A 15,910-nucleotide genomic window follows, 5' to 3' on the forward strand; every position below is an offset into this window, starting at 1 on the left:
TCACCACAATTTAATCCACTTGAGTATAGGCACGTTAGCAATAGGCCTATCTCCTAGTTTCTTATATAGGAAGTAATCCAATCCCCAAACTCTTCCCGCAGCAGTTAACATTAGCGTTACTGAACCTGCAGTTAATAGTGCTCCTATCTGCCATTCGTCTTCGCAGGTTGAACCTAACCAGTAAGCTGGTGCAAAACCTACAGACATTGCTAGTGCTCCTAGTGCTGCTAGCCTAGTTAAAAGACCTATGATAATAAATAATCCGGCTATTATTTCGATATAACTAAAGACCGTTAAGAAAGTTACGTCAAGCGATCTGTTTTCTAAGGTCATTAATAAGAGTCCTTTAAAAGGTCCTGCATGTGGTAAGAAGTTTACTAATTTCCCTCCTACAAAAGATGCAGAATTTGGATCCAACTTTGCAGGCTTTAATACGGCCTTTCTTAATCCTCCATCTAAGAACATCCAGCCTACTGCAAATCTTACTGGGAATAAGTACTCCATCCTTGTCATTTTCTCAGTTCTTTTGAACTCCTCTGATTGTTTTCCAGACATCTTACCACCAAAGTGTATATTTGTTTACTAATATTAAAAAGGTTATCTTTTTATAACTTTAAAACGTTTAAAGCTATGGAACTTTGTTTACATAATTTAAAAAAAGCAAGAAAATCCTGTGTAAAAATGTATACATTTATACATTAATGTTGATACATTGTTAATTCGTTGTTCTTTAACGTTTCTGGCCCTAAGGCTAATCCCAAAATTGCAATAATTGAACCAAGAGTTAAAATACTGAAAGCCGATGTATTTAATGGAAGTTTAGTAGAAACTAGAGATATAAGTAATGGACTAAAACCTGCAGCTATGAAAGCTCCATTATAGGAGAATCCTACTCCAGTAGCTCTACTAAAAGTCTTAAACCTTTCTGCCAAATACGCTGGAGTTAATGCTGAAGGGAAATTTATTAAGAATCCGAAAAGCATAACTGTAAATAGTGAGAAACCACTAAAATAGAAAATTCCTGCACCTATTGTTGCTAATATGACATATCCGATTCCTGTAAATTTCCTTCCTAAAAAGTCAGAAATTCCTCCTGCTATTATCATTGCGGGTATTCCTGCTAAATTCATGTAAAATGCATACTTGCCAATTTCTGCTTGACTTAAGTGAAGGTATTCTCCAAAGAATACTGGAGCGAATTGCGGTCCTGCATAAATCATCATCCAGAATCCTATCATTACTAATATGGTCTGCCATATTGGTTTCAAACCTTTAATTGGATTATCTTTCTTACTCTCTACGTATATTTTAGGTTCTGTCATTCTTGATCTTATGAATACTGCAAGCCCTGCAGGTAGAACACCGATAGCGAAAATATATCTCCAGCTATTAAGTACAAGGCTAGGTATACTAGCAAAATAAGCGAAAAGGAGGTCTACTATAACAAATCCAATTAAAGTTCCAGACTGCATTATCCCACCAAATAGTCCCCTCATCTTTCTAACGCTTTCCATTGCAGTAGTGAAGCTTGAGGATACGTCTCCGCCTATAAATATTCCTTGTAAGATTCTAAGTAATGATAGAAGAATTGGAGCTAAAATTCCTATTTGACAATAAGTAGGTAAAATTGAAGTTATTCCTATAGACAATGAATATCCTAAAACAGTAAATATTAATGTTCTTTTCCTTCCATATTTATCAGCTATATAGCCAAAAATAAAACCGCCTAAAGGTCTAAATAACACTGTGAAAATTATTGGTAATACTGCACCTAATGTTCCTAAAGTTGGGTAGAATAACTTTTCTAGTAGAGTTGAAGTTATGACTACTGCCCCTAGGTCATAAGAATCCATGATCCACGATATATAGGAACCAATATAGTTGGAGACTGGTCTTTCACTCATATTAAAAGGCTTTGGCGTTTATTTAAAAAATTATCTTTCAATCTATTGAAAATAGATTATCAGATTTTAATCTAATTGTAGAAAAATAACTTAAAATACGACATAGTGAGATAAGATGATAATAATGATAATTATTAATTAAAGTTATATCGTTTTGTTTATACATTACGTAGATAATGCTTATATTTAATTCCTAGAATACTATATATCGATCCGTATGAGTATAAGCAAGACGTTTAGCGGTGTTACTTCATTTATAGCTTATACTTTAGCCACTTACGTAATGGTAGCACCAGCATTTACTGTGAAACAATTTGAATTACCAGCATGGTTAGCATTTTTAATAGTGTCTATACCTTTTGGAGGAAGAGTTATTGGATCTTTGCTTTACCAAAGAATTGTTGCAATCCTAGGATCTAGGTTAACTTTCTTATCTTCAATGGTAGCTTTAGGAATATTATCAATAGGAAGTAGTACTTTAAATGTTCCTATATTAATACCTTTAAGGTTATTAGTTGGCGTTGCATTCGGTATAGCTACTTCTTTAGCAGTTGAACAGGCAGTAAGATCTGGAAATAGGTTAATAATTGCTTTAACAATGAGTGGTTGGGCTTTCGGATGGATAGGTGGTGCATTATCTTACTTAGCTTTAGGAGAATGGCAATTGATTGCATTAAGTGGAGCAATAACTTTGCCTTTCTCAATGTTATACAAGAGGGTAAGTATATTTTCAGTTGAAGTAGGAAAGCTCGGAATACCTTCAATATCTTCAATTTTGATATTTTTCTTCTCCTTTGAGCCAGCATTCGCATTACAGTTAGCCCCTGCAATTGTTGAAACTCAAGGAGGAATAATTTGGCTAATAATAGGTTATATAGCAGCAATACCAATGTACATTTTCGTTCCAGTAATATCCTCACTATTAGGTGAAACTAGAACAGCATTACTTTACACAATGACTTCAGCAATAAGCGGAGTTACATTTTTCCTCACCGGTTCCCCTTACGTTCTAGTAGTTTTCACTGCCTTTGGTTTAGGAATTAATTCAATAGCGCCTAGATTAGCAGCCTCTTATGGAGCATCTGCAAGAAATATGGGAATAGCTTTGAATACTGCAGCGCTAGGAGGAGTTGCAGTTCCAGTAATAAGTTCCTTCGATATTAAGTTCTTAGCTTCGTTATTTACTGCCTTATCAATGGTTATCCTTCTAGTAATGAGCGTTAAGAAACCAAATGCTCTACTAGTTAGCTCTGCATAAAGTTATTTTCTTCTCTTCTTCTTCATTTCTATGATATTTGAAGTAAAACCTAGAAATCGTTATTTTGAAATTTTAGCTAAGGGAAGAGAAGGAGTAGTAATTTTTCCTACTTATGTTCCTGGGTCTTATGTAATAAGAGAGCTAGAAAGAAATATTGTAGAAATTGAAGGAATTAGAATATCAAAGAATAGATTTTATGTAAAGGGCAATTTTAGGTATTTAATTTATGCATTAAGCAAAGATCAAAGAGAAGCTATTTCTACACTCGACTATATTTTTATTAATCCGCCAGCAGTTTTCCCTTTTCAGGAAATTAATGAAGAATATTGCGTAAAGCTAGATTTGCCTCCTAACTGGAAAATATCAACTTCTCTCAAGAAGAAAGATGGAATGTACTGTGCTAATAATTATGATGAGTTTGCTGATTCTCCAATAGAGGCTTCCCCATATTTAAAGGTACTAAAAATCGACGATAAGCACGTTGTTTCTACAATAGACGACCTGGATGTTGAAATGTTAAAGAGGATCGTTAGTGAGGCAGATAAAATTCTAGGAGACGAAGATAATTATGTTTTTCACTTTAGGAGATCTGACAAGGAGTTAGGAGGGATAGAGCACTCAAATTCCTCAGCAATAGTAGTTAGCTGGGATAGGGAGAAGCTAGCAACTTTATTTGCTCACGAGTATTTTCATCGCTGGAACGTTAAGAGACTCATTCCGGCAGATCTTAAGCACAATTATGAGAAAGAGGTCTATACATCGCTTTTGTGGTTTGCTGAAGGTTTCACTGATTACATGGCAGTAATAATTTCGTTGAGGGCAGGAGTTCTCGATAAGAAAGATGCAGTAAAGTATGTGGCAAACTCGTTATCTAAGTTAACTTTTCCTGGAGCTAAAAGGACAAGCTTAGCAGAATCTTCATTTACTACATGGATAAAATATTATAGGCAAGATGAGAATTTCTTAAACTCCTCAATTTCATATTATGATGGAGGTTTGGCCTTAGCCTTATACGTTGATTTAGAAATGTCAAAAAAAGGGAAAAGGATAGATGACTTGTTTAAGGAAATTTATGAAAAAAGAATTTATTCCTTCGACGATTTAAACAGAATTTTAAGGGGAAAATATGAGATCGATATAGAAGACCTTGTATACGGCCCTGCAGCGAAAATTCTTGAGCAATTAAAAGACGATGTGAACATAGAGTTTACAGATAGAGGGAAGCCTTATTATGGCATAATGCTAAAGGACAAGACTATAACATATGTGGAGGACAATTCTCCTGCAGATTTAGCTGGATTGATTCCTGGAGATCAGATAATAGGATTTAACGGCAAATCTAAATTGGAAGTTAAAGATTCTACTAAGCTTACAATAGTAAGAGAGGGTAGAATAAAAGAGGTTGTAGTAAATACTTCTCCAAATCCTGGACATAAAATAAAGGTAAAAATAGGAAAACTAGAATTCGAAAAAGAAGAAGGAATTTCTGATATAGAGATAATTTAATATTGAACCTTAGGTTTTTCAGTTACGTCCATTATATATTCATAGACCTCGTAAAGTACATAGAATAATAAGGCTGCAGGAATCCAAAATAGATAAGAGTATATAGCATTTACGTTCTCCAATACTATTTCTCCAGCCTCTACTGATGCTGCAAAGAATAATTCTAGTCCAACAAAACCTATCATGTATAAGAACCTCTTCCAATTTCTATCAATTAAAAGGAATAATCCAGCTGAAGCCGCAAAGGCGTATGAAGGTAACTCTAACCAAGAGTGAGGTAAAGTAAGTAGGAAAATCGCTGGAATCCAGCCTGGTATTCCTTGTGCATTTGAAACTGCAGATAAAACGTAACCTGTAGAGCCTATCGAAAATCCCATAATTCCTACTCCTAAAGCTGGAATAAATTCTGCTAATGCCACCTCATAATTATGAGTAAATATTGATAAGGCCTCTAATGGATAAGGCAAAGATACAATAGATGACCTCTCAGACTGGAATTTACTAGCTAGTTCTGGTTGATTAACTGGCAGTGCGGATGCTCCTATAAATATTAGTAGTTCTATTATAAAAAGTATAAAGAATACTAGGGTCTGTCTTCTCATTAATAAAAACCTTGGTTTTATGAGTTAAAAATCTTCTCCAATTATGTCGGAATAAGTGATTTTTCCTTTTCTAATCTTCTTAAGAATATTGCATTATTTATAACTTCATTTTCGTCAAAAGTTAAGTTATTAACAAGATTTTTAGACTCTGTACAATCATACGTTGATTTAGTGTACTTTAGCAAACTTTTAATGTAACTTGGCAACACGAGTTTAGCAAGGAATTCTGGAACATAAAGGTGAATTTGCTTATTTATTCCTAGTCCTTTTGCCATTAATTCAAAAAATCTAGTTACGTTTACTGGACTACACTCAGTAGCGTAAAAATATTTTCTTCCTTTAAAATCAGATAAATTCTTTATCATTTCTGCTATGTAATATGCGCTTATAGTGTTAAATTGGAAACTTAATCTAGGTATTATTCCTTTTTTTGCAAAATTATACATTGTTATAAATTGAATGTGAGCGGAATATCTACCATAAACTAGTGTAGGCCTAAGAATTACTAGAGGAAAATCGTACTTTTGAGAAATTTGGTAAACCTCCTTTTCTCCCTCATATTTAGTTTTTTCGAAAGGAGTTGAGGGATTTATTCCTTGTAAATGAGGCTCCTCAGGTTTTACGTTGTTTCCAGTTTTACCTAGAAGTCCGCTAAAGTGAATTAGAATTTTCTTTTTCCCTTCATTGTATGTTTCACCTACTGTCTGCGCTATTAACTTTGGTATCTCCACGTTGGCTACTCTTAGGCTTTCTTCACTACCTTGAATTTCTCCAATAAAATTTACTATAACGTCAGAGGATGAGATTTCTTCCTTTAATTTTTCCTTATCTTGTAAAGGATCTAACTTTACTACGTCTGCTTTACCTTTTAGTATATCCTCGGCGTATATTCTCTTTACCGGATTTAAGCTCTTATAAGTTACCTTAACTTCTCCAAATTTCGATAAATATTCGGCAACATGTGTAGAAACAAATCCTAAGCCTAAAAGTAAATATTTCATAAATGTTACTCTCCTAAGACTTCTTTAACTTTCTTAAATAAGTTTGGATCACCAAGGACAACTAATTTTTCTCCTTTCTTTAGCAATGTATCCTTTTCAAAGTAAGGGTTAAGCTTTCCATCTTCTTCTATTATTGCCAAAGGAAGAATACCAGAAGGTAGGTCTCTTATTTTAATCTCTTTTTTAATTTCAAATAATCCTATTATTAAATTTTCGCTTCTATCGTGAAATATAACCCCGGCAACATTGTTAGATATTGCTGCCGCAGCTGTTATTCTACCTACTATATCATCATTAGGAATTACTAAATCTGCACCTGCAGTTTTAAAAACGTCGACCATATTAGAGTCTTTTACTACACTAATAACTTGTAACGGAGGATTTATCTTCTGTATCTTTAATGTTATAAGCAAAGTATCCATGTCATTTTGCATTGAGACTATTGCATTTTTTGCTTCTAAAATTCCTGCAGATAATAAGTTCTTATCATCCTTTGGATCTCCTATTATTACTCTATCGTTTCTTATTTTATTCGCTATATCCTTAGAAGGAGTTAAAACTATGTAATCGACGCCAAGCCTTTCAAGTCTTCTAACAGCACTCGCTATTATTTCGCCTTCTCCTACTATTACAGTATGTCCTTTCATATGACTTCCCCTCCATCTAGCTTTAGCGTCCTGCCATGTACTCCTATTTATTACAGTACTAACTATTGATTGAATTATGCTAGTATAAAGTCCTACTGCAAAAATTATTGTAATTATAAGAACTATTTTTTCAGTGTCCGTCATTTGCGAAATGTTTGGGGCGTATAAACCTACAGTAGTAACTACATTAACACCAGCATAAATTGCGGATATAAAATCTAAGTGCTGGTAAACCATAAAAACCCAAGCATTTATATAAACTGCTAAACCTAACAATAGTATTTGAGGAAGAATTTTCCTTAAGACGGAGTATGGAGCAACGAAGTTCTCAATTAAAGGTATTAAATATCTATTCCAAATCCTTGTCCTATCCACGTTAAGCCCTTAATCTCACTAAGGATTAATAAGCTTTACCATATCCTCCACCACCTGGAGTTTCCACTAGTATTACGTCTCCTTCATTAACCTCTTCAGTGAATTTGCTAGGATACTCCTTACCGTTTATTGTAACTCTCCCAGGTTTTCCTCTTTCTCCTCCTTCTAATCCCCAAGGTCCTATCTTAAACCTATCAGCCAGTATAGATATCTTGGCTTTAGACAGCAGTTTAAATCCCCTAATTATTCCATCTCCTCCTTTGTGAAGCCCATTACCCCCACTACCTTCCCTTATTCTATATTCTATAAAGAGAATAGGATATTGTCTTTCGGCTATTTCTATTGGCGTATTTAAAGTGTTGGTCATATTATTTTGCACTGCAGATACACCGTCCTTACACGGTCTCCCACCGCTACCTCCACCTACAGTTTCATAATAAGACCAATATTTTCCTTTGTAGATACCACCCATCATTATATTCATCATAGTTCCTGAGGCCGCTGCAGGAACTTTAAGGAACTTACTCATAGCCAGGAAAGTTACGTCTGCTATTCTTTGCGAAGTCTCTACGTTACCCCCGCCAACTGCAGCAGGTTTTAAAGGATTAACTAGGCTTCCTTCCTCAGCTTTGACGGTTATTAAAGAATAGAATCCATCATTTGTAGGAACTTCTCCTACCATAGACCTAACTGCAAAAGAGACCGCAGAATAAGTTACTCCTAGGACAGCGTTAAGTGGTCCTTCAATTTGCTTGTGAGTTCCTTCAAAGTCTGCAATTATTCCTTTTTCTTCTACCCTAAGTTTAATTTTTATAGGTAGTAGTGAAGATCCCCATTCTAAATAGTCTTCTGCTTCATATTCTCCTTTTTTCCATGTATTTATTACATTTAGTGCAAGTCTTCTAGAGTAATCAATAGATTCCTCCCATGATTGTCTTATATCTCCATATTTTTCGAATAACTGTCTTACTCTTTCTTCTCCTAGCTTATTTGCAGATATCTGAGCCTTTATATCTCCTAGTGAGAAATCTGGAACTTTGAAATTTTCCTTTATTATCTTAATTATTTCGTCATTTAAGCTACCTTTTTTAGTTAACTTTACTGGTGGAATTACTACGCCTTCTTCATAAATTGTTTTGGCGGTAGGATTTATTGAGCCTTGTAATGGGCCTCCAACGTCTACGTGATGGGCTTTATTTACTGCATAACCTACTAACTTTCCATTATAAAATATAGGAGATAATACTCCAATGTCGTTTAAGTGCGTTCCAGAAATATATGGGTCATTAAATATAATGGAATCTCCTTCCCCAAGCTCTATCCCTTCTTTTTCCAAGTAATTTAATACATTAAGAACGCCTATTTTAAACGACCCTAGGTGTACTGGTATATGTTCAGCTTGTGCAACTATTTTTCCTTCTTCGTTAACTATGGCACAGCTGTGATCCATTCTCTCCCTAATGTTTGGCGAAAGCGCAGATTTCTTTAATGAAACTCCCATTTCTTCAGCTATGAAGGACGTAGCCTTATGAACGATCTCCCACTTCATAGCTTACACCTTTGAAATCTTTATAAATCCGTTCTCATCTACTATCCCTTTCCAATTAGGTTTTATTACGATTGTTGAACTATATTCTTCAAGAATTGCTGGACCTTCTATTTCGTAATTGCTAGGAAGCTCTTCTCTCTTATATATAGGAGTTTCAATCCATTCATCAAAGTAGACCTTCCTAAATTTTACGTTAGGTTTACCGTCTGTTTTAGGTTTAGGCAACGTTACTTTATAAGATGGAACTATTCCAAATACTCTAATAGTCGTAATTTCTATATCTCTATCTAAAGTGAAGCCATAAATTTTTCTGTGTATAGTTTCAAAATCTTCCTTAATCTTTTTTACGTTACTTACTGGGATTGTAATTTCCCATCCTTGTCCTTCATACCTCACATCAGCATATCTTAAGTAATATTTCCCCTTTACCTTAGATTCCAACTCTTCGAAATCTTTCTCAAGATCCTTAGGATACGACTTTCTCGCTTCATATTTTTTATCAGCAAATAACATTCCTAAAGCAGAAAAAAGTCCAGGGTATGGGGGAATTACTACTGTAGAAATTCCCATCTCTTCTGCGAGATCAATGGCATATTGAGGTCCTGCTCCTCCATATGCAAATAGAGTAAAATCTTCGGGATCAAGACCTCTCTCTACTGTGACAAGTCTTATAGCCCTTCCCATTTCCATATTTGCTAGCTTTATTGCCTCGTTAGCTATTTCAACATAATCTCCTAATTTATTTAATCCCTTTATCGCTCCCTCTTTATCTAGTTTCATTTCGCCTGAGAGTAAAGATTCTACTCTTCCTAGGGCTACATTAGCGTCAGTTAATGTAGGATCTTTTCCACCTCTTGCATAACTTATTGGTCCAGGATCTGCACCAGCACTTAAAGGCCCTACTCTTAACCCACCTGCACTATCTTTCCAGATTATAGTTCCTCCACCTGCGGAAACTTCACTTAAGTCTACAAATGGAAATCTGACAGGATATCCAGAACCTTTAATCACTCTACCATGATGGGCTTTTCCTCCTACCTCGTATTCTGTAGTTATCTCTATTTTATGGTCGACTACTGTTCCTGCTTTTGCAGTAGTTCCGCCCATGTCAAAGCTTATTGCATTTTTAATGTTAAGTAATTCAGAAAAGTAAGCAACACCTACTACTCCTGCGGCAGGCCCAGATTCTATTATTTGGACTGGTCTTCTTGATGCCTCTTCCTTATCTATTAAGCCTCCAGAACTAGCCATAATAAAAATAGGCGGCGAACTAAAATCCCTAAGTAAAGATTCTAAAGCCTCCAAGTATCTGCTTACTATTGGCATTAATTTTGCGTTCAGTACAGTTGTTGACGCTCTTTCGTATTCCCTAGGTTCAGGAGCTATCTCATGAGATACTGAAACGTATTTGAAGTATTTCCTAACTATCTGTGCAACTATCTTTTCGTTATCCGGATTTATATAAGAATGCAAAAAAGAGATCGCTATTGCGTCTGCCTTGATAGATTTTATTAGGTTCTCTACTTCTTCTTCATTAACTTTTTGAATTATTTTTCCTTCAGCATTGACTCTCTCATTTATTTCATATCTTTTATCCCTTGGTACTAAGGGAGCAGGTTTATCAAAAAACGGATTATAGAGCTCTGGTCTATTTTGCCTCCCAATCTCTATAACGTCCTTAAATCCCTTAGTCGTAAGTAAAGCAACTTCTGGAAGCTCCAAGTTAACTTGTCCTAAAATTGCATTTGTTGCTATAGTTGTAGCATGTATTATCTCTTTCACGTCGTGAAAATTTCCCTTTTTTAATCCTTCGTATACGCCTATCTCTGGAGATTTAGGAGTAGTTAATCCTTTATAAATAGTAATTTTACCATTTTCATCTATTCCAACTATATCAGTAAATGTACCTCCTACATCTACAGCTACTATCATAAGAGGGAAAAAACTTGCAAGAATAAAAGGATTTTATTCCGACAGTTAATCAGTTTTTATGGATAAGGAAGAAATTAGACAAAAGATATGGAAATTAATGGAAGAAACTAACATAGCATCTTTTCCTAGACCAGTTTTTGGTAGGATTCCTAACTTTAAAGGTTCAGAAAAAGCGGCTGAGATTCTTTCTACGCTTCCTGAATTTAAAAAAGCTGAAGTAGTTAAAGTGAATCCAGACTCTCCGCAAAGAAAAGTGAGAGAGTTAGTTCTATCAGCCGGTAAAAAGTTATTAGTTCCGACGCCTAGGCTTAAAGGAGAATTTTTCTTAATTTATAATGTTAATCCTAAGCTTGCATCTACAATTTCAGGATTTACTAAATTGGGCAAAAGAATTAGTTATAAGGAAATTCCTCCAGTAGATTTTATAGTAGTGGGTTCTGTTGCTGTAACCAGATCAGGAGATAGGGTAGGAAAAGGAGAAGGTTATAGTGAATTGGAATACGCAATATTAAGGGAACTAGGTAAGGTTAATGAGAAAACACCAGTAGCTACAACAGTCCACTCTATACAAATAGTCGATGAAATACCTTCACAGCCGTTTGATGTGCCAGTTGATATAATTGTAACTGAAAAGGAAATTATAAGGACTAAGCCTAATAGAGAGAAACCAAAGGGAATTTACATGGAGTATTTAACCAAGGAGAAAATAGAAGAAACTCCATACTTAAAATATTATTTAATGGAGACAGGTAGATTAAAATGATTCAATTCCTGTTAAGAGCTACTTCTACATAATTTTCTCTCCTTGACATTATTTTAGCCAATATAATTCTATTCATGTATAAATTTTCTTTCCATCAAATGATAGTAACTAAATAATAAAATCTCTTTATAAATTTTTTAGATTATATTTTTATAAAAGTTTATAAGCTTTCAATAACTAAAATTACTTAGACTGTACAGCCAAATGAGGAAATAGTAATTAAAGGTTGAATATCTAGTAATAAAGGTAATGAGTAACTTTGTTAAGCTTGATATTAAGGCTTTAGACTCTTACCAGCCACTAATGCTTATATCCCCTACTGGTTCAGGTAAAACTTTCTCTGTAATAAAGTATGCATTAAAACAAGATACTTACAATAAGGTAGTATTTGCGATGCCTACAAAAGCGGCTATTAGAGAAGTTTACACTAAACTTTCACTTTTTACTAATGACGTGGGGAGAGACGATAGTGATGTCAGACTCGAAGATAATTTTAATGCGGAAGAAGTCTGGAGAAAGAAAATTATTATAACTAGTTATGAAAGGCTTTTGCAACAAATGATCTCTTCTCCTTCTCTCTTTTCTAATTCGCTTTTAGTTATTGATGAGGCACATTTGCTCCTCTCAGAAGGAAGAAATTGCACTCTTCAAGAGCTTTTAGCATATTACAAGTTCTTTAGGGATAAATTTAGCGGTAAAATTAATGTTATATTACTTAGCGCAACAATGCCAGATGTAGATTCGCTTTCCGAATATCTAGAGGCAAAGGTTATTTGTAACGATAAAAGGCCAGTAAACATAGACGTAAAAATAGTAAAGGTTTCTCAGAAGAGGGGTGAAAACTACTATTTAAATAAGGCAATAGAGTTCATAAATTACGTTAAGAAAGGGGAACTTAAATTAGAAAATTATAAGCAAATACTAGTTTACACTAATACTAGGAGATCCGCAGAGGAAATATCTAAATTAATAGAGAAGGAACTTCATGTACCTACAGCTTTTCATCATGCAGGTTTGCCGATAGAAGTTAGAAAAAAGATAGAGGACGACATGAGGAGTGAAAATAACCAGTATAAGGTAATAGTTTCAACTGACACTTTAGCTCTTAGTATAAATACTAACGTAGATGTAGTAGTAGTTTTAGCATTAAAGAGGTTCGCAGGCTTAAGAACTTATGTAGAGCCTTCAACAGTTGCCCAAGTTATTGGAAGAGCAGGAAGGCCAGGTTATTCAGAAAAAGGTTTGGCTTTAATCTTTGCAGAATCTGACGAAGTAAAAATAGTTAATAAAGCGTTAAAAAAGGACTTTGGAAAGGTTCCAGAGCCTTTAGATTATCCACAAACAGTATTAAGGTGGATTTACAGCGGTTTAGATCCTTTACTCTTGGCAAGATATGGATATAGGTATTCTCCTTCAAAGATAAAAGATTCCTTATCATTCCTTGAAAATATAGGTGCTATCCAGAAAGGTAAAGTAACTCCCCTAGGTAAAGTATTTGCTTATGAAATGGTTCCAAAGAAAGGTATGAATTTGCTTAAGCTAATAATAAAATTTGATAAAAAAGGAAATCCTCTAGCAAGAGCATTATACTACTCTTTTATATATTCCTTCTTCGTAGACGAATACTTTAGCAGAAAAGTAAATGAAGGAGAAATATTAAGAAAAGGTAATTCCATTTTCCTAGATTCAGTAAAATCCTTGAGGGGAAGTTTCGGTAGATATACATATTTTACTGTTGGAGAAAGTTTAGAGCCTTCAACTTGGTTTTATTATTCTTTAACTGTACCACAAGTTATTTCAACTGATGATATCGCGGAAAGCATTAGGAAATCTTCTGAAATAATTTATAATCTTTCTACTTATTCTCTAATCAGCGAAGATTTGAATAAACCTTCATATTTTATTATGAGACTTATGAGGTCATATAGGAGGATTTTAAGAGAAGGAAAAAAGGTAGAAGAAATTATCGATTTTATAAGATTCTGTTTTTCAAATTACCAAGAGCTTTCCAAATCTAAAGATGAATTCTTTGATACCCAATGGATTAGAAATGCTTAATGCTTTCCTTTTATCTATTTTTATAATGACACCAGAGGAAGCCTATTCAATAAAACTCATATCTGATGTAAAATTAAATAATGGAGGAGATTTACTTCATGTAGAAACTTGGATAGAAAACAAGGAGTATAAATCAGCAATTTTTCTAGATAAGAGAAAAATAATTGAAGGAAAAGTAAGCTTACCTAGGTTTAATGGTGAATATCTATATTATGTTAAAGAAATTAAAGGGCAAAAGAACAAGAAAGAAGCTTGTTTATTCAGGAAATCTCCTTATGGAGAAGAAGAGAAACTACTCTGCTTAGGTAAAATCTCAGATTACGCATTTCACAACAAGGGGATTCTTATCTTAGGTGAAGATAAAGTAAATAAGAACAAACCATTTGAGGCAACTAAACTTAAGTACAGATTTGACAGTAGAGGACTTTTAAGGACTAGGCAATCTCTTTACTTATTTTCGACAAAGTTAGAGAAAATAATTAGTGGAGACTTTGACGTCACTGGAGTCGCTACTAACGGTAAAAGAGTTGTAATTTCTGCAACAAAGGAGAACGATGATATAGGTCTTTCAGACGTTTACGAAGTCGATTTATCTAATGGGGAAATGAGGAGAATAACTCAAGGAGAAGGAATAGTAAACGCTGTGGCTATGAACGAAAAAGGTCAAATAGCCTACTTAGGCCATAGAAAAGGCAGGGCACCTTGGGCAGTAGATGAAATAATACTTCCAGAGGAGGACAAAAGTTTTCTCTGCGGTAATACATGCGGAGGTGACGTATTAACAGACCTATTTGACGGAGCAAAAACTAGAATTTATTTTGTAAACGACGTTATTTATTCTCTTGGTCAAGTTAAAGGAGAAGTCCAAATTTATAAAATAAGTGATAAGGCAGAGCAAATAACTGAAGGCAAAATAGTAGTTAGAGGTTTTGACGTTAATACCAAGGAAGATATAGCGTATTTCTATACAACTCCCACTAAACCTTCGATTCTTCATTATAAGGAGGATTATGACCCTAATCCTGGAGTAGAAGGAATAGAACCACAGGAGATTAACGACGAAATTCAGGGTTGGGCTATAATTACTAATCCAGATAATCCAACAATACTGTTTATTCATGGTGGACCTCACGCTGCATACGGCTATGGATATTTTATAGAGTTTCAATTCTTTGCATCCAATGGATTTAACATAATATATTGCAATCCTAGGGGAAGTCAAGGCTATGGAGAAGATTTTGCGAAGGCATGTGTAGGAGACTGGGGTGGGAAAGACATGCAGGATATAATAAATTTTACTAAAAAAGTAATTGAAAAATACAATCTTAAAGGGAAATTGGGCGTTACTGGAGGTTCTTATGGCGGATATATGACAAACTGGATAGTTACTCGGACAGATATGTTTTCTGCAGCAATTGCTGAAAGGAGTATATCCAACTTGGTTAGCATGTGCGGGACTAGTGATATAGGCTTTTGGTTTAATGCAATGGAGGCAGGAATTGATGATCCTTGGAAGCAGGAAAATATTGAAAAATTAATGAGAATGTCTCCAATTTATTATGTTAAGAACGTAAAGACGCCAACCATGTTAATCCACGGCGAAGAAGACTATAGATGTCCAATAGAACAAGCAGAACAGTTCTTTATGGCATTGAAAATGAACGGAGTACCTACAGTGTTAGAGAGGTATCCTGGTGATTCTCATGAGCACGCTAGGAGAGGAAAACCTAAAAATATGATTGATAGGCTTTATAAGAAAATATGGTGGTTTACTAAGTATTTAAAATAACTATTTAGGTTCTCTTTTTCCTTCCTATTACTAACCCTATTATAGCAATAGTGAGCCCTACAATGAATAATAATGCGCCTATTAATACAAATGCTAAAGAATAGACGTCTATAGTAGAGACTTCTATATACTTTAGAATGTAATATACTACTATTGAGGAATTTGAAGGATTATGAAATTCAATATTTCCAGATATATCGCCAGTAGGAGATAAATATACTCGCTCTGTTGTAGAAAGTGAGGATGAATTAGTAAAGCTGGAAGGTAAAGTTACATCTATAGGTGAGGTAGAATTATAAGCAAAAGCAATAATTTTCCCTGGAGAAGGTGAAACAGGAATTGTATAGTTTTGGAATGGCCCAAGAGTAATTCTTTGTGCCCCGTGAAGTTCTATCACTGGTTCCATCTCATTAACCAGTGAAGAAAACTCGTAAAAGCCTATACCAGCTAGTATTATCCCTATTACGAGTACTATCAGTCCTATCTTAGTTAAAATGTGCATGGCAAAATATTCTTATTAATGGCT

Annotated in this window: 13 protein-coding genes; 5 read left to right on the forward strand and 8 right to left on the reverse strand. The window is 34.6% G+C overall.

Going from position 1 to position 15,910, the window contains the following annotated elements; translation table 11 throughout:
* Positions 1–555, reverse strand: a complete 555-nt coding sequence (gene doxD / locus D1866_RS07475) for a thiosulfate:quinone oxidoreductase large subunit (RefSeq protein WP_013774923.1) — start codon at positions 553–555, stop codon at positions 1–3.
* Positions 556–698: 143 nt separating this feature from the next.
* Positions 699–1,904: an MFS transporter gene (locus tag D1866_RS07480; protein ID WP_152941532.1), complete on the reverse strand. Its 1,206-nt coding sequence runs from the start codon at positions 1,902–1,904 to the stop codon at positions 699–701.
* Positions 1,905–2,121: 217 nt separating this feature from the next.
* Here D1866_RS07480 and D1866_RS07485 point away from each other — a divergent pair, with 217 nt between their 5' ends.
* Together D1866_RS07485 and D1866_RS07490 are read left to right on the forward strand one after the other, a co-directional pair.
* Positions 2,122–3,162 carry an MFS transporter gene (locus D1866_RS07485; protein WP_152941530.1) on the forward strand — a complete coding sequence of 347 codons (1,041 nt, stop codon included), beginning with the start codon at positions 2,122–2,124 and terminating at the stop codon, positions 3,160–3,162.
* A 30-nt stretch (positions 3,163–3,192) separates the two neighbouring features.
* Positions 3,193–4,668, forward strand: a complete 1,476-nt coding sequence (locus D1866_RS07490) for a M61 family metallopeptidase (protein WP_152941528.1) — start codon at positions 3,193–3,195, stop codon at positions 4,666–4,668.
* On the opposite strand, the gene D1866_RS07495 is transcribed toward D1866_RS07490, so the two are convergent.
* Genes D1866_RS07495 through D1866_RS07515 form a run of 5 tightly spaced genes read right to left on the reverse strand, consistent with a single transcriptional unit; the run spans position 4,665 to position 10,774 of the window.
* Positions 4,665–5,270 (reverse strand): stage II sporulation protein M, encoded by a 606-nt coding sequence (locus D1866_RS07495; protein WP_152941526.1) that lies wholly within the window; start codon positions 5,268–5,270, stop codon positions 4,665–4,667. The genes D1866_RS07490 and D1866_RS07495 overlap by 4 nt on opposite strands.
* Before the next feature lie 41 nt (positions 5,271–5,311).
* On the reverse strand, positions 5,312–6,271 hold the full coding sequence (locus tag D1866_RS07500) for an NAD-dependent epimerase/dehydratase family protein (RefSeq protein WP_152941524.1): 960 nt from the start codon (positions 6,269–6,271) through the stop codon (positions 5,312–5,314).
* A 5-nt stretch (positions 6,272–6,276) separates the two neighbouring features.
* The gene (locus D1866_RS07505) at positions 6,277–7,293 is read right to left on the reverse strand and encodes a potassium channel family protein (RefSeq protein WP_155861119.1); all 1,017 of its coding nucleotides are present in this window, start codon (positions 7,291–7,293) and stop codon (positions 6,277–6,279) included.
* Positions 7,294–7,318: 25 nt separating this feature from the next.
* Positions 7,319–8,842, reverse strand: a complete 1,524-nt coding sequence (locus D1866_RS07510) for a hydantoinase B/oxoprolinase family protein (protein WP_152941522.1) — start codon at positions 8,840–8,842, stop codon at positions 7,319–7,321.
* Positions 8,843–8,845: 3 nt separating this feature from the next.
* Positions 8,846–10,774 (reverse strand): hydantoinase/oxoprolinase family protein, encoded by a 1,929-nt coding sequence (locus D1866_RS07515; RefSeq protein WP_152941520.1) that lies wholly within the window; start codon positions 10,772–10,774, stop codon positions 8,846–8,848.
* A 58-nt stretch (positions 10,775–10,832) separates the two neighbouring features.
* Between D1866_RS07515 and D1866_RS07520 the strand changes: the two genes are divergently transcribed.
* From D1866_RS07520 to D1866_RS07530, 3 genes are all read left to right on the forward strand, one after another.
* Complete coding sequence (locus D1866_RS07520; protein WP_152941518.1) at positions 10,833–11,537, forward strand: 5-formyltetrahydrofolate cyclo-ligase; 705 nt, start codon at positions 10,833–10,835, stop codon at positions 11,535–11,537.
* A 249-nt stretch (positions 11,538–11,786) separates the two neighbouring features.
* On the forward strand, positions 11,787–13,595 hold the full coding sequence (locus tag D1866_RS07525) for a DEAD/DEAH box helicase (protein WP_152941516.1): 1,809 nt from the start codon (positions 11,787–11,789) through the stop codon (positions 13,593–13,595).
* Between the two features lie 25 nt (positions 13,596–13,620).
* Positions 13,621–15,384: an alpha/beta hydrolase family protein gene (locus tag D1866_RS07530; protein WP_152941514.1), complete on the forward strand. Its 1,764-nt coding sequence runs from the start codon at positions 13,621–13,623 to the stop codon at positions 15,382–15,384.
* A 4-nt stretch (positions 15,385–15,388) separates the two neighbouring features.
* Here the strand turns inward: D1866_RS07530 and D1866_RS07535 are convergent, their stop codons facing one another.
* Positions 15,389–15,886, reverse strand: coding sequence for a hypothetical protein (locus D1866_RS07535; RefSeq protein WP_152941512.1), 498 nt, complete (start codon positions 15,884–15,886; stop codon positions 15,389–15,391).
* Positions 15,887–15,910: the final 24 nt, after the last annotated feature.

The sequence above is a fragment of the Acidianus ambivalens genome, assembly GCF_009729015.1.
Taxonomy (GTDB): Archaea; Thermoproteota; Thermoprotei_A; order Sulfolobales; family Sulfolobaceae; genus Acidianus; species Acidianus ambivalens.

Coding starts and splice junctions, on each gene's coding strand:
- doxD (WP_013774923.1), bottom strand. CDS start 555: ATGTCTGGAAAACAATCAGAGGAGTTCAAAAGAACTGAGAAAATGACA.
- D1866_RS07480 (WP_152941532.1), bottom strand. CDS start 1,904: ATGAGTGAAAGACCAGTCTCCAACTATATTGGTTCCTATATATCGTGG.
- D1866_RS07485 (WP_152941530.1), top strand. CDS start 2,122: ATGAGTATAAGCAAGACGTTTAGCGGTGTTACTTCATTTATAGCTTAT.
- D1866_RS07490 (WP_152941528.1), top strand. CDS start 3,193: ATGATATTTGAAGTAAAACCTAGAAATCGTTATTTTGAAATTTTAGCT.
- D1866_RS07495 (WP_152941526.1), bottom strand. CDS start 5,270: ATGAGAAGACAGACCCTAGTATTCTTTATACTTTTTATAATAGAACTA.
- D1866_RS07500 (WP_152941524.1), bottom strand. CDS start 6,271: ATGAAATATTTACTTTTAGGCTTAGGATTTGTTTCTACACATGTTGCC.
- D1866_RS07510 (WP_152941522.1), bottom strand. CDS start 8,842: ATGAAGTGGGAGATCGTTCATAAGGCTACGTCCTTCATAGCTGAAGAA.
- D1866_RS07515 (WP_152941520.1), bottom strand. CDS start 10,774: ATGATAGTAGCTGTAGATGTAGGAGGTACATTTACTGATATAGTTGGA.
- D1866_RS07520 (WP_152941518.1), top strand. CDS start 10,833: ATGGATAAGGAAGAAATTAGACAAAAGATATGGAAATTAATGGAAGAA.
- D1866_RS07525 (WP_152941516.1), top strand. CDS start 11,787: ATGAGTAACTTTGTTAAGCTTGATATTAAGGCTTTAGACTCTTACCAG.
- D1866_RS07530 (WP_152941514.1), top strand. CDS start 13,621: ATGACACCAGAGGAAGCCTATTCAATAAAACTCATATCTGATGTAAAA.
- D1866_RS07535 (WP_152941512.1), bottom strand. CDS start 15,886: ATGCACATTTTAACTAAGATAGGACTGATAGTACTCGTAATAGGGATA.